Origin of the sequence: Kibdelosporangium banguiense (genome assembly GCF_017876405.1) — a bacterium.
In the GTDB taxonomy this organism is placed as follows: Bacteria; Actinomycetota; Actinomycetes; order Mycobacteriales; family Pseudonocardiaceae; genus Kibdelosporangium; species Kibdelosporangium banguiense.
This window is the reverse complement of the sequence record NZ_JAGINW010000001.1, coordinates 8,516,254-8,536,813: the sequence shown is the minus strand read 5'-3', so window position 1 is coordinate 8,536,813 and position 20,560 is coordinate 8,516,254. Positions and strand designations below refer to the sequence as shown.

General features: G+C 67.4%; 14 protein-coding genes. 2 read left to right on the top strand and 12 right to left on the bottom strand.

Annotation, left to right across the window (positions count from 1 at the left end; genetic code table 11):
* Positions 1-36: 36 nt before the first annotated feature.
* The 6 genes from yjfF to JOF56_RS38695 all read right to left on the bottom strand — a co-directional run bounded on the left by yjfF (position 37) and on the right by JOF56_RS38695 (position 8,392).
* The gene (gene yjfF / locus JOF56_RS38720) at positions 37-1,023 is read right to left on the bottom strand and encodes a galactofuranose ABC transporter, permease protein YjfF (RefSeq protein ID WP_209644376.1); all 987 of its coding nucleotides are present in this window, start codon (positions 1,021-1,023) and stop codon (positions 37-39) included.
* On the bottom strand, positions 1,020-2,060 hold the full coding sequence (locus JOF56_RS38715) for an ABC transporter permease (RefSeq protein ID WP_209644375.1): 1,041 nt from the start codon (positions 2,058-2,060) through the stop codon (positions 1,020-1,022). Before JOF56_RS38715 ends, yjfF begins: the two co-directional genes overlap by 4 nt.
* On the bottom strand, positions 2,057-3,556 hold the full coding sequence (locus JOF56_RS38710) for a sugar ABC transporter ATP-binding protein (protein ID WP_245378553.1): 1,500 nt from the start codon (positions 3,554-3,556) through the stop codon (positions 2,057-2,059). Before JOF56_RS38710 ends, JOF56_RS38715 begins: the two co-directional genes overlap by 4 nt.
* Positions 3,557-3,668: 112 nt before the next feature.
* Positions 3,669-4,673 (bottom strand): ABC transporter substrate-binding protein, encoded by a 1,005-nt coding sequence (locus tag JOF56_RS38705; protein WP_209644374.1) that lies wholly within the window; start codon positions 4,671-4,673, stop codon positions 3,669-3,671.
* A gap of 69 nt (positions 4,674-4,742) precedes the next feature.
* Positions 4,743-5,756 carry a LacI family DNA-binding transcriptional regulator gene (locus JOF56_RS38700; RefSeq protein ID WP_209644373.1) on the bottom strand — a complete coding sequence of 338 codons (1,014 nt, stop codon included), beginning with the start codon at positions 5,754-5,756 and terminating at the stop codon, positions 4,743-4,745.
* 380 nt (positions 5,757-6,136) lie between these two features.
* Positions 6,137-8,392: a xyloglucanase gene (locus JOF56_RS38695; RefSeq protein ID WP_209644372.1), complete on the bottom strand. Its 2,256-nt coding sequence runs from the start codon at positions 8,390-8,392 to the stop codon at positions 6,137-6,139.
* Between the two features lie 526 nt (positions 8,393-8,918).
* Between JOF56_RS38695 and JOF56_RS38690 the strand changes: the two genes are divergently transcribed.
* Entirely contained in the window at positions 8,919-9,311 is a 393-nt protein-coding gene (locus tag JOF56_RS38690) for a serine hydrolase (protein WP_209644371.1), read from the top strand.
* Between the two features lie 30 nt (positions 9,312-9,341).
* Here JOF56_RS38690 and JOF56_RS38685 read toward each other — a convergent pair whose 3' ends face one another.
* The 5 genes from JOF56_RS38685 to JOF56_RS38665 form a co-directional block, all read right to left on the bottom strand.
* Positions 9,342-9,539, bottom strand: coding sequence for a hypothetical protein (locus tag JOF56_RS38685; RefSeq protein WP_209644370.1), 198 nt, complete (start codon positions 9,537-9,539; stop codon positions 9,342-9,344).
* Positions 9,540-10,006: 467 nt separating this feature from the next.
* Positions 10,007-11,446, bottom strand: coding sequence for a DUF1996 domain-containing protein (locus JOF56_RS38680; RefSeq protein ID WP_209644369.1), 1,440 nt, complete (start codon positions 11,444-11,446; stop codon positions 10,007-10,009).
* 136 nt (positions 11,447-11,582) lie between these two features.
* Complete coding sequence (locus tag JOF56_RS38675) at positions 11,583-14,201, bottom strand: beta-L-arabinofuranosidase domain-containing protein (protein ID WP_209644368.1); 2,619 nt, start codon at positions 14,199-14,201, stop codon at positions 11,583-11,585.
* 65 nt (positions 14,202-14,266) lie between these two features.
* A complete protein-coding gene (locus tag JOF56_RS38670; protein ID WP_209644367.1) occupies positions 14,267-15,730 on the bottom strand; it encodes a family 43 glycosylhydrolase in 1,464 nt (487 codons plus the stop codon).
* 10 nt (positions 15,731-15,740) lie between these two features.
* A complete protein-coding gene (locus JOF56_RS38665) occupies positions 15,741-18,212 on the bottom strand; it encodes an alpha-L-arabinofuranosidase family protein (RefSeq protein WP_307855451.1) in 2,472 nt (823 codons plus the stop codon).
* Between the two features lie 283 nt (positions 18,213-18,495).
* Here JOF56_RS38665 and JOF56_RS38660 point away from each other — a divergent pair, with 283 nt between their 5' ends.
* Positions 18,496-19,509, top strand: a complete 1,014-nt coding sequence (locus tag JOF56_RS38660) for a pectinesterase family protein (protein WP_209644365.1) — start codon at positions 18,496-18,498, stop codon at positions 19,507-19,509.
* Here the strand turns inward: JOF56_RS38660 and JOF56_RS38655 are convergent.
* The gene (locus JOF56_RS38655) at positions 19,463-20,494 is read right to left on the bottom strand and encodes a LacI family DNA-binding transcriptional regulator (protein ID WP_307855450.1); all 1,032 of its coding nucleotides are present in this window, start codon (positions 20,492-20,494) and stop codon (positions 19,463-19,465) included. The genes JOF56_RS38660 and JOF56_RS38655 overlap by 47 nt on opposite strands.
* Positions 20,495-20,560: the final 66 nt, after the last annotated feature.

Below are 20,560 nucleotides of genomic sequence, written 5' to 3'. Positions count from 1 at the left end.
TCGGCCCGCCGCACCTGCTCCGGCGGGCTGGCGGTTTCACTGGGCCCGGCGGGCGACCAGTCGTTGCAGGACGATGAACACGAACAACAGCGCGCCGATCACGATTTTGGTCCACCATGAGCTGAGCGTGCCGTCGAAGGTGATCAGGGTCTGGATGATGCCCAGCACGAGCACGCCGAGCACGGTGCCGAACAGGTAGCCCGCGCCGCCGGTGAGGATCGTGCCACCGATGACGACCGCGGCGATGGCGTCCAGTTCCATGCCCACGGCGTGCAAAGCGTTGCCCGACAAGGTGTAGAACGCCAGCAGCACGCCGCCGAGCGCCGAGCACAGGCCGCTGATCGTGTACACCGCGATCTTGGTGCGTGCCACCGGAAGACCCATCAGCATCGCCGACTGCTCGCTGCCGCCGATCGCATAGACCGTACGGCCGGTGCGCGTGTAGTGCAGCACGTAGGCCGCGATGGCCACGATGACCAGGGCGATCACGACGCTGATCGACACCCGCAGCTCACCGGGCAGCATGACCGGGGTCTGGGCCATGGTGGTGAAGAACCCGTTGGTGATGGAGATCGAGTCGGTGCTGATCGTGTAGGACAGGCCGCGAGCCAGGAACATGCCCGCGAGGGTCACGATGAACGGCTGCAGCTCGAAGAAGTGGATGACCGCGCCCATGCCCATGCCCAGCAGCGCGCCCATCACGAGCACCAGCGCGATCACCGCGGGCCCGGGCCAGCCCTGTTTCTCCATCAGGGTCGCGGAGACCAGTGTGGACAGTGCGACCACGGCACCGACCGACAGGTCGATGCCGCCGGTGAGGATCACGAAGGTCATGCCGACCGCGACCACGAGCAGGAACGCGTTGTCGATCAGGATGTTCAGTACGACCTGGCCGTCGCCGAACGCCTCGTACTGGGTGGCGCCGAAGACGTACATGCCGATCAGCAGGACCGCGGTGGCCAGGATCGGCACGTACTTGCGGCGGGCCGCGGTGATCTTGCCCAGATCTGCCAGGGTGGTCATGCCGGGATCTCCACCTTCGTCTGCGTCTGCGAGGCCTGGGCGGGCGGTTTCGGCTTGCGGCGGCCGAGCACCTTGCGCCGGAACGCCGGCGACTGCGCCAGGCACACCGCCATCACGACGACCGCCTTGAACAGCAGGGTGGTCTCCGGCGGGATGCCCAGCCGGTAGACGGTGGTGGTCAGGGTCTGGATCAGCAGGGCACCGATCAGCGTGCCGCCGAAGGAGAACCGGCCGCCGGTCAGCATCGTCCCGCCGATCACCACGGCCAGGATGGCGTCCAGTTCCATCCAGAGTCCCAGTGCGTTGCCGTCCGCGCTGGAGACGTTCGAGCTGAGCATCAGCCCGGCCAGGCCCGCGAACAGCCCGCACAGCAGGTAGGTCAGCCAGATCAGCCGCCGGGACTGCACACCGGCGAGCCTGCTGGCCTCCGGGTTGCCGCCGACCGATTCCAGCAGCAGGCCGAGCGCGGACTTGCGCACCACCAGCGAGATCAGCACGAACACCGTCAGCGCGATCAGGATCGCCAGCGGCAGCGCCACCACGAAACCGGCGCCGATCGCCTTGTACGGGTCGGAGTTGATCGTGATGATCTGGCCCTCGGTGATCAGCTGGGCCAGGCCGCGGCCGGAGACCATCAGGATCAGGGTGGCCACGATCGGCTGAATGCCGAACACCGCGACCAGCAGCCCGTTCCACGCACCCAGGACCAGGCTCAGTGCCAGGGCGATGCCCATCGCGCCGAGCATGCCGCTGATGCTGTTCTGGTCGCCCAGTTTGCTGATCTGCAGGCACGCGATCGCCGCGCTGATGGCGGCCACCGACCCGACCGACAGGTCGATGCCGCCGGTCGCGATCACCAGGGTCATGCCCAGTGCGATCAGGATCAGCGGCGCGCCGTTGCGCAGGATGTCGATCAGGCTGCCGTAGAGGTGGCCGTCGCGCAGTTCGATGGCGAAGAATCCGGGGTTGGCGATGAAGTTGCCCAGCAGCAGCGCGAGCAACGACGCTGTCGGCCAGAACAGCCTGTGCTTGATCATTCCCGCCCTCCGTCGGCAATGGTGGCCATGATGTCGTCGGGCGTCAGTGAGTCGTTGCGCAGCTGCGCGACCACGCGCCGGTCTTTGAGTACCGCGACGCGGTCGCTCAACCGCAGGACCTCTTCCAGTTCCGAGGAGACGAACAGCACCGCCATGCCCTCGGCGGCCAGCTCCGACACCAGCTTCTGGATCTCGGTCTTGGCGCCGATGTCGATGCCGCGGGTCGGCTCGTCGAGGATGAGCAGCTTCGGTTCGGTGATCAGCCAGCGGGCCAGCAGGACCTTCTGCTGGTTGCCGCCGGAAAGGTTGCGTACCAGCGCTTCCGGGTTGGCCGGCCGGATGTCGAGTGCCTTGATGTTGCGTTCGACGATCTCGTCCTGCCGGCGCCGTGACAGCGGTTTGGTCCAGCCACGCGCGGCCTGCAGGGCCAGGATGATGTTCTCGCGCACGGTGAGGTCCGCGATCAGTCCTTCGGTCTTGCGGTTCTCCGAGCTGAACGCGATCGCATGCGTCATCGCGGCGCGGGGGGTGCGCAGGGCGACGGGCTTGCCGTCGATGCGGATCTCTCCCTCGTCGGCGTGGTCGGCGCCGAACAGCAACCGGGCCAGCTCGGTACGCCCGGACCCGAGCAGACCGGCCAGCCCGACCACCTCACCGCGTTTGATCTCCAGTGAGAAGGGCTCGATGCTGCCCTTGCGGGCCAGTTCCCCGGCCTGCACGAGCACTTCGGCCTTGGGGCGGTCGTGGTCGACCAGGCTGTCGAGGACTTCCAGTTCCTTGCCGATCATCTTGCGCACCAGCTCGACCTGGGTGATCTCCCTGGTCTCGAACTCGCCGACGAGTTTTCCGTTGCGCAGCACGGTCATCCGGTCGGAGATGGCGAAGACCTGGTCGATGAAGTGCGACACGAACAGGATCGCCATGCCCTGCGACCGCAGCGACCGCATGACCGCCAGCAGCTGCTCGACCTCACCGGAGTCCAGGCTGGAGGTCGGTTCGTCGAGGATGAGCACGCGGGCGTCCACGTCCAGCGCCCGGGCGATCGCGACCAGCTGCTGGACCGCGATGGACTGGGTGGACAACTGCGCCGAGACGTCCAGCCGCAGGTCCAGCCGGGCCAGCAGTTCCTCGGCGCGGCGCCGGGTCTGTGCCCATCGAATCCGGCCCAACCGGCGTGGTTCCCGGCCCAGCAGGATGTTCTCGGCGATGGAGAGGTTCGGGCACAGGTTCACCTCCTGGTAGACCGTGCTCACCCCGCCGCGCTGGGCGGCGGCCGGGCCGGTGAAGGCGACCGGGGACCCGGCCAGCTCGATCTGACCGGCGTCCACCCCGTACACCCCGGTCAGCACTTTGATCAGGGTGGACTTGCCGGCGCCGTTCTCGCCCATCAGGGCGTGCACCTCGCCGGGGAACAACCGCAGGTCGACGCCGTCGAGCGCGAGGACACCGGGGAACTCCTTGCGGATGCCGGTCATCCGCAGGATCTCGGCTGGCATGGGCACTCCCTGCACGACTGGGAAAGGGCTGGGTTCAAGTGTGAAGCTGACAGCGGCTGGGGCCCAGGGGGTCCCGGGTCCTTTGCGACGCGGGACCCCCTGGGAGTCGGTGTCAGTACTGCCGCTGCGGCAGCGCGGCCTTGGCCTTGGCCTGGTCGAACTCGGTCTCCTCGGTCTCGATGCGCTGCGGCACCGACTCACCGGCCGAGACCTTCTTGACCAGGTCCATCAGTTGCGGGCCGAGCAGCGGGTTGCACTCGACGATGTAGTTGATCTTGCCGTCGGACAGGGCCTGCATGCCGTCCTTGACCGCGTCGATGGTCACGATCTTGATGTCCACACCGGGCTTCTTGCCGGCGGCCTCGATGGCCTCGATCGCGCCAAGGCCCATGTCGTCGTTGTGCGCGAAGAGCACGTCGATCTTGGGCTGGGACTTCAGGAACGCCTCCATCACCTCTTTGCCCTTGGCACGGGTGAACTCGCCGGTCTGCGAGGCGACGATCTTGAGCTTCGGCTGCGCGGCGATCGCGTCGGCGAAGCCCTTCTTGCGGTCGTTGGCCGGCGCGGAGCCCGTGGTGCCCTGCAGCTCGACGATGTTGACGTCACCGGTGGCCGAGGCGGTCTCCTTGACCAGCCAGTCGCCGGCCTTCTTGCCTTCCTTGACGAAGTCGGAGCCCAGGAAGGTCTTGTAGAGCGAGGTGTCCGGCGAGTCGATCGCGCGGTCGGTGAGCACGACCGGGATGTTGGCCGTCTTGGCCTCCTTGAGCACGGTGTCCCAGCCGGACTCGACCACCGGCGAGAAGGCGATGACCTTGACCTTCTGCTGGATGAACGAGCGGATGGCCTTGATCTGGTTCTCCTGCTTCTGCTGCGCGTCGGAGAACTTCAACTCGATGCCCGCGGTCTTGGCCGACTCCTGGATCGACTTGGTGTTGGCGGTACGCCAGCCGCTTTCGGCGCCGACCTGGGCGAAGCCCAGTGTGATGGGACCGCTGCTGCCGCTGTTGGTCCCGCTGGCACCCCCGCCGCCCGCCGGCGTGCCGGCGTTACCGCACGCGGTCAGCAGCGCGAAGCTGATGATCCCGGCCGCTGCGGCGGCCAGCTTCCTCGTTAACATGGCGGCTCCAACTTCACTGTTAGCGCTAACATTTGCAAGGGACGGGCTCGGGAAAATGCGCACGCTGGGCTATCGGGGCCCGGTACTCTCCCGGACGATCAGCTCGGCCTGGACCAGGTCACGCACTTGTGGCGGGCGACCGGCGATCCGTTCGGCGAGCTGACGGAATGTGCGTCTGCCGACTTCGATGAAGTCCTGGCGCACGGTGGTCAGCGGCGGCGAGAAGTACGCCGCCTCCGGTACGTCGTCGAATCCGGCGACGTGCACGTCCTTCGGCACGATCAGGCCGGCTTCGCTGAACGCGCGCAGCAGGCCCAGTGCCATCTGGTCGTTGGCCACGAACACCGCGGTCAGGTCCTTCTCCGCGGCCAGTGACCGGCCCGCCTCGTAGCCCGAGCGCGAGCTCCAGTCGCCCCGCACCACGCGCGGGGCCTTGGCGCCGTGCCGTTTGAGGGTCTCCCGCCAGGCCCGTTCCCGGTCCTGGGCCTCCAGCCAGTCGGTCGGACCGGCCACGTGCCACACCGTGCGGTGGCCGAGAGCGAGCAGGTGTTCGGTGACCCGCCGGGCACCGTCGTACTGGTCGACCGCGATCACCGGGATCGGCGCGTGCTCGCCGCCGCCGACCGCGACCAGGGGCATGTCCTGGGGGGCACATGCCAGTGCCTTGCCGGCCGCGGCGTGTGGCGCGATCACCACGATGCCCTCGACCGCCTGGCGGCGCAGTGTTTCGATCGCGTCGGCGATGGCCGTGCGATTGGGTGCGCTGACACTGGTGATGGTGACCGAGTAGCCGGCCTCGCGGGCGGCGTTCTCGATGCCGTACAGCGTGCTGGCGGGCCCGTAGAGCGTGGAGTCCAGGGCGATCACGCCGAGGATGCCGGTTTTGCCGGTCACCAGCGCACGGGCGGCCGAGTTGGGCCGGTAGTCCAGTTTCTGCACCGCGGCCAGTACCCGGGCGCGTGTCTCGGCCCGGACGGGACCGGTGCCGTTGATCACCCGGGAGACCGTCATGTGCGAGACGCCGGCGAGTTCGGCCACGTCAGTCAGGCTGGCGTGCCGCCCGGAAAGGCTGCCACCGGTCATATGCGACAACCTCCCGTTCGCTGCACCACATCGTGACGAGACGTAGTGTTAGCGATAACATCGGGTCGGTCAAGAAGCATATTCGTAACGGTCGAGTCACGACACAGTAGCGGACCGAGACCTCGCTGTCACCGACCATCGGTGTGACCTTGTCGAAACCCCCGCTGAGCGGCGCAAACACACTCCCCCGGACGCCTGGCAACCTTGCCCCGTGGTGAGCGGCGCCCCTACCGTCGAGACACCTCGTTGGATGTTAGCGATAACATTTCGGCGGGAAAGATGCCTGTGCGCACCTGACCTTTTGGTATGCCCCCAAAGTGGCGTTGGGAGCACTGGATGCTCCGAACGCCACTTTGGGGGCAACACAGCGCAGCCTCGTGCTACTGGCCGATGATGATGCCGCGGCCGTTGGTGCCGAGGTAGACGCGGCCGTATACGCGGGGGTCGCCGGTGATGGCGTCGCCGATGTTGCCGTACTGGTGTTTGTCGTCGTTGATCCGGGTCCAGGTGGCGCCGGTGTCGTCGGAGCGGAACACGCCGCGGACGTTGCCGATCCGGGCGATGGCGTACAGGGCCGGGTAGGTCTTTCCGGTGGCGGGTTTGCCGAAGCCGATGTTGTCGGATTCCTGCACGGCCGCCAGTTTGGTGAATGTGGCTCCGGAGTCGGTGGAGTGCCACAGGCCTGCGCCGCCCGCGAGCCAGATGTCGCCTTCCCGTCCGGCCACGGCTTTGAAGTTGGCGGTGGCGGGCAGGCCGCCGGCGGGGCTCGCGGTGAAGGCGGCGCCGCCGTTGGTGCTGACGTAGAACCGGCCGCCGGAGAAGCCGTAGAACTTCTGGGGGTTCACGCGGTCGGATTCCACTTTGGCCCCGGCCGGGATGCCGTTGGCGGCGGTCCAGGAGTTGCCGTATCCGACCGAGTAGTGCACGCCGGTGCCCTGCGGGCTCCAGACGAACCGGCTGGCGTCCGCGGCCGCGGCGACCGTCCCGCCGCCGGTGACACCGCCGGGTTCGGTGCCCTGCCACCAGTTGGCGCCGCCGTCGGTGGAGAAGGCGACGCGGTTGTCGTTGGGGCGCGCGGACTTGTCGAGGTTGCCGACACGCACGATGTTGCCGGGGTTGCGTTCGGCGTAGTCCAGGCTGGTGGTGCTGACGAAGGTGGGCTGGGTGAACATCCTGGCGGGCACCGCGTCGAGCCGGTCGTGGCGGAATCCGCCGATGTCGCCCAGGGCGCTGAGCAGGGGCGCGCCAGTCGGCGGGCTGGCCAGGTCGAGCACCGCGGTCTCCTCCAGGCCGCCGACCATGGGCCTGATGGTGATCTTGCCGCCGGTGTCCCAGGCGGTGAGGTTGGTGGTGCCGTAGATGGTGGCGCCGGTGCCGTACATCATCCGGTTGGAGTCGAACGGGTCGATCTCCATCGCCTCGGTCATCCAGCCCAGTTTCGGGGTCACCTCGGGCGGTTGCGGGTTGGTGGCGAAGGTCAGCCACGGCACGGCCGAGATGTCCTGGGTGTAGCGCGTGGACCGGTTGGGGTAGCTGGTCCAGTCCCAGATGCGCGTCCAGGTGGTGCCGCCGTCGGTGCTGCGGAACAGGATGATGTCGGGCCACCAGGACACCTGGGTGGCGACCATGATCGTGCCGGGCCTGGTGCGGTCGACGGTCAGGCCGCTGTAGCCGAAGTAGTCGTCGGAGCTGGTGGACGGGATGGGGCTGATGCGGGTCCACACGCCGGTGGCGGTGGCCAGCTTCCAGACGTCGCCTTTGCTTCCGTCGTACGGACCGCCAGTGTCGCTGGTCGCGATGTAGAGCACGCCGTTGACGTGGTCGAGGACGCCTTTGTGCGGCAGGAATCCGGTGGGCTGCCCGGCGACGCGTTCCCAGCTGGCGCCGCCGTTGGTGGAGCGGTAGATGTTGTTCTGTTTGTCGGCGACGCCGACGTAGATGGTCTGGGTGGTGTTGCCGCGTGAGCCGGTGCGCGGGTCGAAGGTCACCCAGAGCACGCCCTGGTTGTCGTTGAGATAACCGTTGGGGTCGTTGGGGTCCTGGGCGTAGTTGCCGGGGTTGGGGAACGAGGTGACCTTGCCCCAGGTGACGCCGGAGTCCGTGCTGCGCCACAGGCCGTTGCCGCTGGGCGCGGCCAGGTACAGGGTGCTGTTGCGGTTGGGGTCGATGGCCAGCCGCTCTCCCATGCCGCGGCCGGGCATGTTGCCGCCGAGTTTGAACGGCAGCGCGGTGGACTGCCAGGTGCCGCCGCGGTCGCTGGATCTCAGGATGGCGCCGTTGTTGGGGTCCCAGCTGTTGGTGTACATCCCGGCGGCGACGTAGACCCGGTTGGGGTCGACGGGGTCGGTGGCCAGGCTGGCGACGCCGTTGAGGCCCCAGTTGTCGCGGCCGACGTGGTCCAGCAGGGGGATCCACCGGCCGTTTGCCTGGTTCCAGCGGTAGGCGCCGCCGATGTCGGTGCGTGCGTAGATCAGGTTGCGCTCGGTCTGGTTGAACACGATGCCGGGCACGAATCCGCCGCCCGCGATCTCGGCGTTGGTCCAGGAGTAGGGCGCTTGGGCGGTAGCCGGCTGCGCCGCGCTGATCAGGCCTGCGAGCAGGGCTGCCGCGAGCATGCCGGAAAGAGCTCTCCGCATTGAGAGATGCCTCCGTTCGAGAAACGGTCGCCAGATTCTGGGAGCGCTCCCAGGCGTAGGGTAGCCGGGCCGCGCGAAAATGGACAGCCCGTTGACACCGGGAGCGCGGCGTCCTACCGTCAGTGCGGAAAGCGCTTTCCGTCTCGGTCGCCGTCCCTGCCCGGCGCACCGGGATACGACTGTCCGCTGTGGACTCGACTGGTCAAGATCGCTTTGCTGCCAGTGATTTCACCAGCTTGTCCGGCCCGCCGTCGGTGGGGCAGGATACAAGCAGGTGCCATCTCCCGGCCCGCAGTCGTCGTGGCCGCGTCCACGACGCCCGAGGCGGTGGCCGCTCCGGCGGCCACCGCCGACGGCGATGCCAGTGCCGGCTGACCGTCCCCAGTGGCCATTCTCCAGGCGGGGTGAGCTGCGGGTATCTGACTGTTGGCGTGCTGTGTGAGGTTTGCGAGCGGCGGGTTGCAGGGTGGCGTTGTCCACGTCATCCGTGGCATCAGTGTCACCTGTCAGCTGGAGGAAAACCTCTATGTCCCAACGTGTTTTCAGGCCGAGCCGGGCCGCGGTGTCGGCGCTGGCGGTCAGCCTGGCCTTGGCCGCAGCGGTGCCCGCGGCCGCGAGCGGCACCGATATCCAACGCGCTCAGCTGCAGGAGCTGACGCGCAAGCTGGTGGACGCCGGGGCACCCGGCGTGATCGTGCGGGTCGACGACGGTCGCGGCCGGCCGATCGAGATCGCCGAGCAGGCCGCGTGGACCAGGCCGGACCACGTGATCCGGCCGGGAGACGAGTATCGGGTGGCGTCCAGCACCAAGACCATGATGGCCACGCTCGTGCTGCAACTGGTCGCCTCGGGCGAACTCGCCCTGACCGACTCGGTGGACAAGTGGCTGCCGGGCAAGGTCTGTGGCCTCGGTCCGTGACATCGCCGGGTGGCGGGTCGGCCAAGCCGGTCAGGGCATGCGCGCGGGCCTGTGCCGGCCGTCCGGCTTGGCGTTCCAGTCGCGCGAGAGCCAAACAGACCTGGGCGCGGGGGACTCCACCGACCCGGCCCGCTCGGCCTGGGCGAGCAGGTCGGTCAGGTGCCGTCGCCCGCCGTCCGCGTCCCCGGCCTGGGCGCGCCGCAGGGCGACGTGGACCTCGTTCTCCATCGCGTGCTCGGGCAGGCCGAGTTACCAGCGATTGCAGCGCATGCAGATTGCGGGCAGGTGCCGCGTCGTCCCACAGCGCCTCGGCCAGGCTCTCCGGCCGGACGGCGCGCCCGGGGGTCAGCACCAGCCGGGCCAGCAATGCCCGCAGCCGCGCTCCCCGGACCGCCACCGGACCGGTCGCTGTGTCCAGCACCAGTGGACCGAGGATGCCGACGCGCACCATGCCACTATCCCAGCATGATCCGTTGGGCGGCTCAGGCCCTTTCCGGGCCGGCGCCGAAAAGGGAGAAACGGGTGCAGGGAAATGCCCCGCCGTGGCATTTCCCTGCACCCGTGAACCATATTTCCGGTCACTTCACCGGAGCGGGTCTGCAACAATTACCACCCGGCCGGATCCGCCGGGGACGGCTCCTCGCGAGCACCACCCGCCATGGGTGCCCACGAGGAGCCGGTCGGTCACCTGGCCGTCACTCCCGGCAGGTCTTGTTCTTGTTCACACAGTTGACCAGGCGGTTCATGATGTTCTGGGACATCACGTTGGCGAAGTCGTCGTGGTCGGAGAACGGGTTGTGCTTCTCCTCGGGGAATGAGTCCACCTTGTACTGGCCGTTGACCTGGACGTCGCGGGGGATGTTGTAGGTCAGCGCGACGCGCAGCTGCGGCACTGCCTTGAAGCCGTTGCGGCACTGGCCGTTCTGCTCGGGGTAGACGATGTGGTCGCGGTGGTTCTTGGAGTCGATGTTCTTGCCGTCCCAGCAGCTGGGGAAGTCGTGGATGCGCTTGACTTTGCTTCCCTGCGGGCAGATCGGGTACTTGTTGATCAGCACCCGGTCTTCGAAACCGGTACAGGTCCACGAGTCGCGGGCGTTCTTCGGCCCGTTGGTGCCGACCTTGGCGTCGCCGTAGAGGATGCGCAGGAACTTCGGCATGGCCACGACCTTGCCGGCGGGGCTGCCGCGGAAGGTCAGCTCGGCCTTCTCCGGCCGCTGGATCTCTCCGTCGTTGCCCGGCAGTTCGTTGTTGTCGTTCTCGTCGGGCAGCTGACCGCCACCGCCGTTGTTGCCGCCACCGCCGTTGTTGTTGCCGCCTTGCTTGAGGGCGCAGGGGGCTAGGCGCTCGAGGCCTTGTGGCTTCGGTGCGTTGCGGCCGATGGCGATGGCCATCCGGTCGATGGTGGCCACACGCTTGTCCTTGAGCGGTCCGAGGATCGCGTTCTGGATGAAGTTCGGGCCACCTTCACCTTGCGAGGTGATCAGGCGCTTGTTGGCCTCGTCGATCTGGGTGTCGAGCAGTTCCAGGTTGCGCTGGATCTCGGCTTCGGCCTGGTCGGGCACGTCGGGCAGCTGGCTGGCCACGTCCGGGCAGTTGACCTGCGGGGCCTGACCGGCGGCCTTGTCCTGGTTCTGCTGCTGCTTGCGCTGCTGCTTCTGGTCCTTGGCCGGCGGGTTGGGCTTGTTGTCCTCGCGGTCGATGCGGATCACCGGCCAGAAGTACGCCGACTTGTCGCCGTTCTTACAGGTGGTCCCGCCCTTGGCCAGGCTCTCGTTGGTCGAGTCGGCGTTGGTGGTCAGGTTGCCGACGTAGTCGTGCAGGTGCTGGGCTCCGTTGCGCACGCCGGGCTGCGCGATGAAGTTGTCCGGGTTGAAGTGGCCGTTCTCGTTGCGGCCACAGTCCACTGTGAAGGTTCCACGTGAGGCGTTGCCCTGCTGGCGCGGCGGTTTCACGTTGGGCCGGACAGTGGTGATGTCGACGAACAGTGACTTGTCCGCTCCGTCGGCCCGGGCCGACGCGGGGTCGCCGGCCGTGGTGACCACGACGATGCCGCCGACCGCGAGGGCCAGTCCGATCGCACCGGTGGCGATTTTCGTTCTGCGCGTGATGCGGTGTTGCCCGGTGTTTCGCGCCATGGGCCATTCACCTCGTTCGGGTCTCTGAGCTCTCTTTTCTCTGAGCTCTTATCCCGTGATACGTACGTAACCTGGCTTGGGCTCAACGACGGTTCAGATATTCGAGTGGGCAACACCACATGCGCGCGGGGGATTCCTACTTGGACATTCGCGCTTTTCGTGCTGTGCCTGCTATCCGTTCGCGGTCAGTACCCGTGAAGTAGCGCGCTGCGACCGTATCCACATGTTGCACGAAAACTCCTTTCGACGCAAATGGTGCAGCGGCCCATACATCGTCGAGAAATCCGGGCACGTTCGCCACGCCCGAATCGAGCCCGCCGAACACAACGCGTGACTCCACCCGACGGAAATACGAGTGGAACGCGTCCGCGGTCGCCTCGAAGAACGGCGCCAGTTCGACACCGTCCACTGTGTAGTGCAACGGCTTTCCCGCAACCGGCTGCACACTCCCGATCAGGTCCCCTGAAAGGGAAGCGTTGCCGTACAGCCCCAGCGGGATCAGGCTCGTGCGCGGGTCGCAGGCCACGAGGTGGACCGGCCCGTACATCAGGCTCTGCACGTCGGGCTGATCAAGCGCTCGCTCGGCACGCAGCGTGAACGGAAATCCAATGCGGACAGTGTCACCGGTGCGCCACCACCGGGAGATCTTCACGTACGTACCCGGCGTAACGCGGGGTATCGGCTGGTCGTTGACAGTCACACCGGCTCCCCGCGCCCAGCCGGGAATCCGCAGATACAAGTCGAACCGGGCACTGCCGGTGATCCGTAACGTCGATTTCTGCTCGAACGGGAACGCTGTCGCCTGAGCGATCGTCACTCCCCGCCATTGCACTGTGGACGGACTGTAGAGGTTGACGTACAGACCCGATCCGTCGGCCGTCTGGTGGTAGATCGTGTCCTGGTACTTCGTCGCGCTCTCCATCCCGGTGCCCTCACAGCACGTGGTGCCCTGCTTCGGGGTGTAGTCACGCACCGAACCGGGCGCCAGCCCGATGAAGTAGGTCACCAACGGGTACTCGGCGTCCGGTTGGTCCTGTTTGGACCCCAGGATCTGGTTGAACAGCGTCCGTTCGTAGTAGTCCATGTACTTCGGGTCCTGCTCGTGGGCGAACAGCGACCGGCTCAGCTTGAGCATGTTGTGTGCGCAGCACGTCTCGGCGTTGACGTCGGTCAGGCTGCCGGCGATGACATCCCGCGCCCGCCAGAACTCGCGGTCGCTCGTCCCGCCGATGCTGTACATCCGGTGCGGCACGACCATGTCCCAGAAGTTGCGCGCCGCGGTGAGGTACCGCTGCTCGCCGGTGGTGTCGTAGCGCCGGACCAGGCCGGTGAAGATCGGGATGTGCTGGTTGGCGTGCAGCCCGTCGAGCACGTCCCGGTTGTCCGCGCAGGCGGTGATCAACGAGTCCAGGTCGAACAGCCTGGCCAGCGAGAGATGGTCGGCATTGCCGGTGATCTCGTACAAATCGGTCACGGCCTCGGCCAGGCCGCCGTACTCGCCACTGGAGAACAGTCCCCACATCCGTTGCAGGACTTCGGGAGCCAGCCGCCGCAGCCGCGAGTACATCCAGTCGCCCATCCCCCGCGCCAGATCCAGCGCCCGCGGGTCGCCGGTGTTGAGGTAGGCGTCCAGCAGTCCTTTGAGGATTTTGTGCGCGGTGTAGTAGGGCGCCCACACGACCGTGTAGTCCGGGCGGGTCATCGTCTCCAGCGTGATGAACTGCGTCTCCGGGTACGCCGCGAGGAAACCCGGATGGCTGGGACCGCCCCACGTACGGCGCAGTGTCATGCCCTGCGGCCCGGACGCGAGATCACCCCGCCCGGCGCTGGTCGCGGCCGCGGCCTGCGACTGCAGTTCGGTGATCTGGCCCGCGCTCAACGCACGCGACCAGATGTTGATCTCCTCGAGGGCACCGGCGAAGACCGGATCGGCCGGATAGTTCGACCGCCCCACCCAGTTGTTACGCAACTGCCCCAGCGCGGCCGGGTTGAGCGTCATCGCGGTGTTCGTGCCGACCGGTTCGCCGTTGACGTACATCGTCCCGGTCGTGCCGGTGATGGTCACGGCGATGTGGCTCCACTGGCCGAGCGCAAGCGGCGCACGGCCGTTGATGCCCTGCTCGGCGCCGGGCCCGTTGGTGGTGATCGCGAACCGGGGAACACCGTTGCCATTGCGCGCGGCCAGGTAGAGATACCGGGTCGTGTCGTTGCCGAAGTCGAAGATCCGCGCCCAGTTGGACGCGTGCGAGGGCCTGACCCACGCCGACAACGTGATCGTGGCACTGCCGCCGACCACACCGGCCGGCAGATCGAGGTACTGGTAGCTGCCCCGGGGCTGCTCCACCGCGGTGGCGAACCGGCCGGGCACACCCAGCAGCACGGGGTCCTTGTTCAGCGCGGCCCGGCATTCCACCAGCGCACCCAGCATCGTGCTGATCTTCTCGGCGTACACCGCCTCCCCCGTGCTGCCATAGGCCTGCGACAGCATGGACAGGAAATGCCCGGTGTAGTGCCCGCGGAGGTTGCCGTTCGCCTCACCGTCCAGGCCTTCCCAGCCACCCGGCGCGACCGCGCCGAGCGTGGGCAGACCGGCATTGGCCCGGAAGACCTGCAGCAACCGGTTGACGTCGTAACCCCGGGCGTAGTCCAGCATCAGGGCCCGCTTGTCCGCGAAGATCCCCTTGCCCAGCACGACATCCCGCAACGCGAACGGCCGCAGATCCCCAGCGGCCGCAGGCGCCGCTGCTACCGACACCGCAGTACCGGTAGCAGCGAACGGGACAACAGCAGTAGCCATGAGAAAGCCACGCCGGCCCAGCATCAGCTGGTCCTGAACGTGACGCGCTGACGGTCACGGTACGACCCGCCCGGCCGCACGGCCACAAACCGGCCGTTGTCATGCCCCAGGTAGGTACCCGAATCCGTGGCCAGCCGGAACGACACCGCCCCGCCGTCGGCAAGCCCCGGCACCTGCACGAAACTCGCCGCCCGCCCGTAGGCATCGCTCTCGTCATACGGATCGACCCGCACAGTCATCGGATCCACCACCCGGACATACCGGTCGGGGAAGTTCACCGACTGCAACGCCACCCGCCCCGGCTCCCGGAAACCCGCCACGAGCCGGAACTGCGAATCGGCCAGCTCCCGCACATCCCCGTCCACCCGCAACCGGTACTCGTAGTGCCGGACATACAGGTTCGGCGCATCCAACGGCGAGAACCGCACAGCGGGCCCGCCTTTGCCCACCGGCACACCGAAACTCGGTGTCCCGTCCTCATTCCAGTACAGCCGCTGCACCCGGGTATGCCGGTTCGGGTCGTACAGCGGATCACCGGTGATGTCCCGGTAGTCCCGCGCGTGATAGACCAGCACATCGGTCTTGCCGTCCTCGGCCACGGTGAACGAGTTGTGCCCCGGCCCGTACTGACGGGTGGCGTCGTTGGTGGTGAAGATCGGCTGCGGGGACTTCGTCCACGACCGCGCGTCCAGCAGATCGGAACGCTCGTCCGCGGTCAGCAGACCCATGCAGTACCGCGCGTCGGTCGCGCTGGCCGAGTACGTCATGAACACCCGGCCGTTACGGATGATCACCGCCGGGCCCTCGTTGACCTTGAAACCCTGGATCTCCCACGGCAACGTCGGCACCGCCAGCCGCACCGGGTCACCCTTGATCGCCAGCGGCGACGCCATCTCGGCGATGTAGAGGTTGCTGTTGGTCGCGATCCCCGGCTCACCCTGCGCCCACGCGAAATACCGCTTCCCGCGGTGCTCGAACGTGGTCGAGTCCAGCGTGAACGTGTCCCACTTGGTGATCATCTGGCCACGTAGCACCCACGAGTCCGCCCGCGGATCCTCCGCTGAGGACTCCAGGATGTAGGTCCGGATCCCGAACACGTTGTCGGAATCCCCGGCCGCGAAGTACACGTACCACTTGCCGTCGATCCGGTGCAGCTCCGGCGCCCAGATGTGCCCGCCCATCTTGCCCGACGCGGGACGCCGCCAGATCGTGCGCTCCCGCGCCGTGGACAGCCCGTCGATCGTGGACGCGCCCCGCACGACAATGCGGTCGTACTCCGGAACCGACCCGGTCATGTAGTACATGCCGTTGACCGGCCGGGTGATGAACGGATCCGCCCGCTGCTCGACGAGCGGGTTACGCGTGGTCAGCTGCGCCGGGCCGGGAGCGGCCTGCGCGACCGCCGCCGCGGACGCGGTGGTCACCGTCGCGGCGGCCACCAGCCCACCGCCCGCGCGCAGCAGGTTACGCCGGTCGAATGTCGCCATGTCTGCTCCTCTACCTGGCCTGGATCCGCAGGAACGTCACCGAGTTCGCGGGGAAGGTGTAGGTGAACGTGCCCGCCACACCGAACACCCGCGACTCGCGTGGCTGGATCGGCTGTGTGTACGCGGTGTTCACGTCGTCGGGCCGCCCCTGCAGCGTGGTCGCCCGCGCGACCGCCCCTACCCGGACCTTGTTGCCCAGATCGACCCTCGTGCGGGCCTCGGAGTCCTGGGCGTTGACGACCTTCACCACGAGCTCCCCGGTGCGGGTGTCCCGGGTGACGACCTGCCGGAACGGCTCAGCGATCTTGTCATCGGTGAAGCTGCCCCACTTCTGCCCGTCCAGCAGCAGCGTGACCTGACGGCCGCGGACCTCGACCTTCAGGTCGTACTGACGACCGGTGTCGATCTTGGTGTTGTTCTGCACCAGGGTCTGCTTGGCACCACCCTCGGACTTCTCCACCGCCGAGATGGTGTTGTTCCAGCCACCGAGGTTCCACCAGTAGTAGTTGCCGGTGTCCTTGACCCCGAAGGCGACCAGGAACCCTTCCCGCCCGGCGAGCTTGGTCGCCCTGACGTTCAGGTCGTAGTTCTGCCACGCCGAATCGCCCGCGGTGACCAACGTGTTCTCCGCGCCCTGGTCGGACTGGACATACGCACCGTTCACAATGGACCACGAACCACGCCCGGCCACCTTGGCCCACTTGGCGTCGTTGCCCGAGAAGTCATCGGCGAACAACGTGCTGCCGTCCGCGGCGGTGACCTTCACGTCGTCATAGGACGCACTCGTGGCCCACGTGGACAGTCCAATCGCGCCGGAGATCGGGGCGACCGTGCCCGGCGTGGCCGAGGCCTTGCTCGGCACGACGTGCTCGCCGACGTTGGTCATGAACAGCTTCTGGGTCTCATAGCTGGTCGATCCCCAGGAAGCCTGGTTGTTGAACCAGATCATGTCCGGACGCCACTGCACATAGTCGGTGTTGGCCAGCAGCGGCGCGTAGGAGGCGAGCTTGACCACGTCAGCGTTGCGCTCCAGGCCCGTCATGTAGGCGGCCTCGGCCAGGGCGTTGCCCCACCGGTTGTCCAAAGAGGCGTACTCGCCGAGGAACACCTTGGGCCCGTTGCGGTCATAGGAGTCGTACCGCTGGTTGTTCTGCAGGAACCACTGTGGACTGTTGTAGTAGTGCTCGTCGACCATGCCGACCTTCGCCCCGCGGTTGAGTTCCCACAGCCGGTCGAACGTCGCGCCCGTGTCGTCCGGGCCGGAGTTGCCGATCACGGTGATCTTCGGGTACTTCGCCTCGATCGCCGCCCGGAACTGGGTGAACCGGGAGAAGAACGCGTCCGGCAGGTTCTCCTCGTTGCCCACACCGATGTGCGTCAGGTTGAACGGCGCCGGGTGACCCATCTCGGCACGCTTACGGCCCCACGTGGAGGTGGCCGGGCCGTTGGCGAACTCGATCAGGTCCAAAGTGTCCTGGATGTGACGCTGCAGCAGCGCGGGATCCTCAGTGGCCCGGTTCTGCCCGCAGCCGGTCACCAGCGCGGGCACCACCGGCAACGGCATCGCGCCGATGTCCTCGGAGAACTGGAAATATTCGTAGTACCCGATGCCGTAGGACTGGTTGTAGCCCCAGAAGTTCGCGTTCGTGGCCCGCTGCTCGACCGGCCCGATCGTGTCCTTCCACTGATACGACCGCTTACGCTCGAAATTCGGCGCGTCGTAGCCGTAGTGGCTGCCGGTGTTGACCAGGCACCCGCCGGGGAACCGCAGGAAACCGGGCTTCAGCGCGGCGATCTTGTCCGCCAGGTCCACCCGCATGCCGTTCGGGCGATTGCGGAAGGTGTCCTTCGGGAACAGCGACACCATGTCCAGCCGCAGCGTCCCGGTACCGCCGCCGGTGACCGCCAGCCGGCCCAGCGAACTGGTCGCACGGCTGCGGATCGTGCCGGTGTACTTCGCCCACCGGTCGCCCTTCACCTGCAACCGCAACGCATCCGCGAGCGGCTGCCCAGCCGGGTCGGTCAGCTCGACCGTGACCGGAGTGCCCTCGGCCCGATCGGTGCGCGCCCAGACCGAGAAGTCGTACCGTTTGCCGTTCTCGACACGGATCCCGGAGTTGTAGCCCGCGTTGGCCACGCCATATCCACCGTTGCCGCCTCGCAGGTCCAGCCGCAGATAGCGGCGGTTGCGTTCGTTGAGGCGCCCGTCGTCGTCGACGACCTGCACGCTGCCCGCTCCCCCGGTGGACGTCGGCGCCCACGAGGTCAGCGACGTGTACGCGGCGTTGTCGGCGGGGTCGTACTCGAACGACCGGTTCTGCACGAGCTCGGCGTACAACCCGCCGTCCGCGGCCCGGTTGATGTCCTCGAAGAAAACCCCGTACATGCTCCGGTCGATGGTGGCGCCGCGACCGGTCGAATCGACCGTGATGGTGTAGTCCGTCGTCGCGGCGACTGATGCAGGACCGCTGGTCAGAGTCACCGCCGTCAATGTTAGCGTTAACATAAATACCCGGAGGAACCTGCTGGACACAGCACTTCCTTTCGCACCGTTGCGAGGACTCATGCACTTCCGACCACCTGGCACGGCGATCGAGCGAACGCAGAGATAGTCAACCGTGGGCGCGCAGTAGTCAAGAGGGTGTTAGCGCTAACCATCCTGCGGTAACGCACCGTGCCCGTTTCTCCGGAAAGCGGTTTCCTTGTGTCGGCGCCGTCACTCGCCGTACCGTCGCCGCTACGATCCTCCAGCACAAGGAGCACCGATGCGAGTGATGATCGCCGCCGTGCTGACCACCCTCGTCACGGCCACACCCGCCCACGCCGACGTCACGATCACCGTCGCCAAAGACGGAACCGGCAACCACACCAGCGTCCAGGCCGCGATCAACGCGACACCCGACCGCACGCCGGTGACCATCAGGATCAAACCCGGTCTCTACCGCGAAGTCGTGACCATCCCGGCCACCAAGACACCACTCACCATCCTCGGCACCTCCGGCAACCCCGCCGACGTCACCATCGACTACGACAACGCCTCCGGCACCAAAAAACCCGACGGAAGCACCTACGGCACAACAGGAAGCGCCACTGTCACCATCGCCGCGAGCAACTTCACCGCCCGCAACATCACCTTCAGCAACTCCTTCGACCGCGCCGCCCACCCCGAGATCACCGCGACCCAGGCCGTCGCGGTCAAGACCACCGGCGACCGGATGTCCTTCGACAACACCAGATTCCTCGGTCACCAGGACACCCTCTACACCGACACCCCCAACGTCACCACCCGCGCCCGCCAGTACTTCACCCGCTCCACCATCACCGGCGACGTCGACTTCATCTTCGGCCGCGCCACCGCCGTCTTCGACCGCGTCACCATCACCGCCCACAACCGCGGCCAGAACCCCAACGGCTACGTCACCGCCGCCAGCACACGCTCCGACAACCCCTACGGCATCCTGATCATCAACAGCCGGATCCTCAGCACCGCCTCCACCGGCACCTACTTCCTCGGCAGGCCATGGCACCCCAGCGGCGACCCCGCCGCCATCGCCCAGGTCGTCATCCGCGAAACCCAGCTGCCGACCGCCATCAAGACCGCCCCCTGGACCGACATGTCCGGCTTCTCCTGGCGAGACGCCCGCCTGCGCGAATACCGCAACACCGGCCCAGGCGCCACCCCCGGCCCCGACCGGCCCCAACTCACCGACGCCCAAGCCGGCCAGTACACGGTCAAGAACTACCTGGGCGACTGGACACCATCGTGCTGTCGCGGATGACCACCTCACCCTTGACCCGCACCACCCGCCGACGATCCCCCGACTGCTCGTCGAGCACCATCGACGCCGCCATCCGGCCCATGTCCTCCAACGGCAACCTCACCGTGGTCAACGACGGCGCCACATCCCGCAACGTCGGAATGTCGTCGAACCCCGCGATCGCCACGTCATCCGGCACCCGCAGACCCCGCTCACGCACCGCCGCCATCGCACCGATCGCCATGACATCGTTGACCGCGAACACACACCCCGGCCTGCTCCGCCGATCCAGCAGGTCCGACATGGCCTGATACCCGCCATCCCTGGTGAACTCGCTGTGCAGCACCACCGCCGCCCGCCGCCCGCGCCGGGCCAGCCCGTCGGTGAAACCCTCGAGCCGGTCCCGCGCGGTCAGCAACGTCTTCGGCCCCGCCAGCACCCCGAACGTCTTGTGCCCCTGATCAGCCAGCGCCGTCGCCAGATCCTTCGCACCCGCCCGGTTCTGCGGCAGCACCGTATCGGTACCCAGCCGATCCTGGCCGATCACCGCCGCCCGGCCACCACTGGCCACGAACTCCGCGATCGCCTCGGCCAGCCGCCGCGTGTGCGCCGCGTCCGTCGTGCGGCTGCCCACCATCACCAACGCCTGCGCCTGCCGCGCCCGCATCGTCGTGATGTAACGAAGCTCCTGCTCCTGGCGGTGCAACGTCGTCCCGAGCATCATCTCGCCACGCGGCTCCACCACCGCCATCGCGGCCGCCGCGATCACCGAGAAGTACGGATCCTGGATATCCGGCACCACCAGGCCCACCACATCACTGCGGCCCCGGGCCACCGCCTGCGCGAACGCGTTGGCCGTATAACCCAGCTCCGCCGCGGCAGCCAGCACGCGCTCCCGGAACCGGGCGCCGACAACACGTTCGCTGCCGTTCACGACCCGGGACGCCGTCGCCAGCGACACCCCTGCGCGCTCAGCCACGTCTGCCAGGGTGACCTGCGAGCCCACGCCGACCTCCATTTCAGGGAAACCGGTTTCCGATCGTACCGGTCCGGCGGGGTGGAAGGCGCTTTC

What these genes read in the sequence shown, in the direction of transcription:
- yjfF (WP_209644376.1), bottom strand. Translation starts at nt 1,023, where the DNA reads ATGACCACCCTGGCAGATCTGGGCAAGATCACCGCGGCCCGCCGCAAG.
- JOF56_RS38715 (WP_209644375.1), bottom strand. Translation starts at nt 2,060, where the DNA reads ATGATCAAGCACAGGCTGTTCTGGCCGACAGCGTCGTTGCTCGCGCTG.
- JOF56_RS38710 (WP_245378553.1), bottom strand. Translation starts at nt 3,556, where the DNA reads ATGCCAGCCGAGATCCTGCGGATGACCGGCATCCGCAAGGAGTTCCCC.
- JOF56_RS38705 (WP_209644374.1), bottom strand. Translation starts at nt 4,673, where the DNA reads ATGTTAACGAGGAAGCTGGCCGCCGCAGCGGCCGGGATCATCAGCTTC.
- JOF56_RS38700 (WP_209644373.1), bottom strand. Translation starts at nt 5,756, where the DNA reads ATGACCGGTGGCAGCCTTTCCGGGCGGCACGCCAGCCTGACTGACGTG.
- JOF56_RS38695 (WP_209644372.1), bottom strand. Translation starts at nt 8,392, where the DNA reads ATGCGGAGAGCTCTTTCCGGCATGCTCGCGGCAGCCCTGCTCGCAGGC.
- JOF56_RS38690 (WP_209644371.1), top strand. Translation starts at nt 8,919, where the DNA reads ATGTCCCAACGTGTTTTCAGGCCGAGCCGGGCCGCGGTGTCGGCGCTG.
- JOF56_RS38685 (WP_209644370.1), bottom strand. Translation starts at nt 9,539, where the DNA reads ATGGAGAACGAGGTCCACGTCGCCCTGCGGCGCGCCCAGGCCGGGGAC.
- JOF56_RS38680 (WP_209644369.1), bottom strand. Translation starts at nt 11,446, where the DNA reads ATGGCGCGAAACACCGGGCAACACCGCATCACGCGCAGAACGAAAATC.
- JOF56_RS38670 (WP_209644367.1), bottom strand. Translation starts at nt 15,730, where the DNA reads ATGGCGACATTCGACCGGCGTAACCTGCTGCGCGCGGGCGGTGGGCTG.
- JOF56_RS38660 (WP_209644365.1), top strand. Translation starts at nt 18,496, where the DNA reads ATGCGAGTGATGATCGCCGCCGTGCTGACCACCCTCGTCACGGCCACA.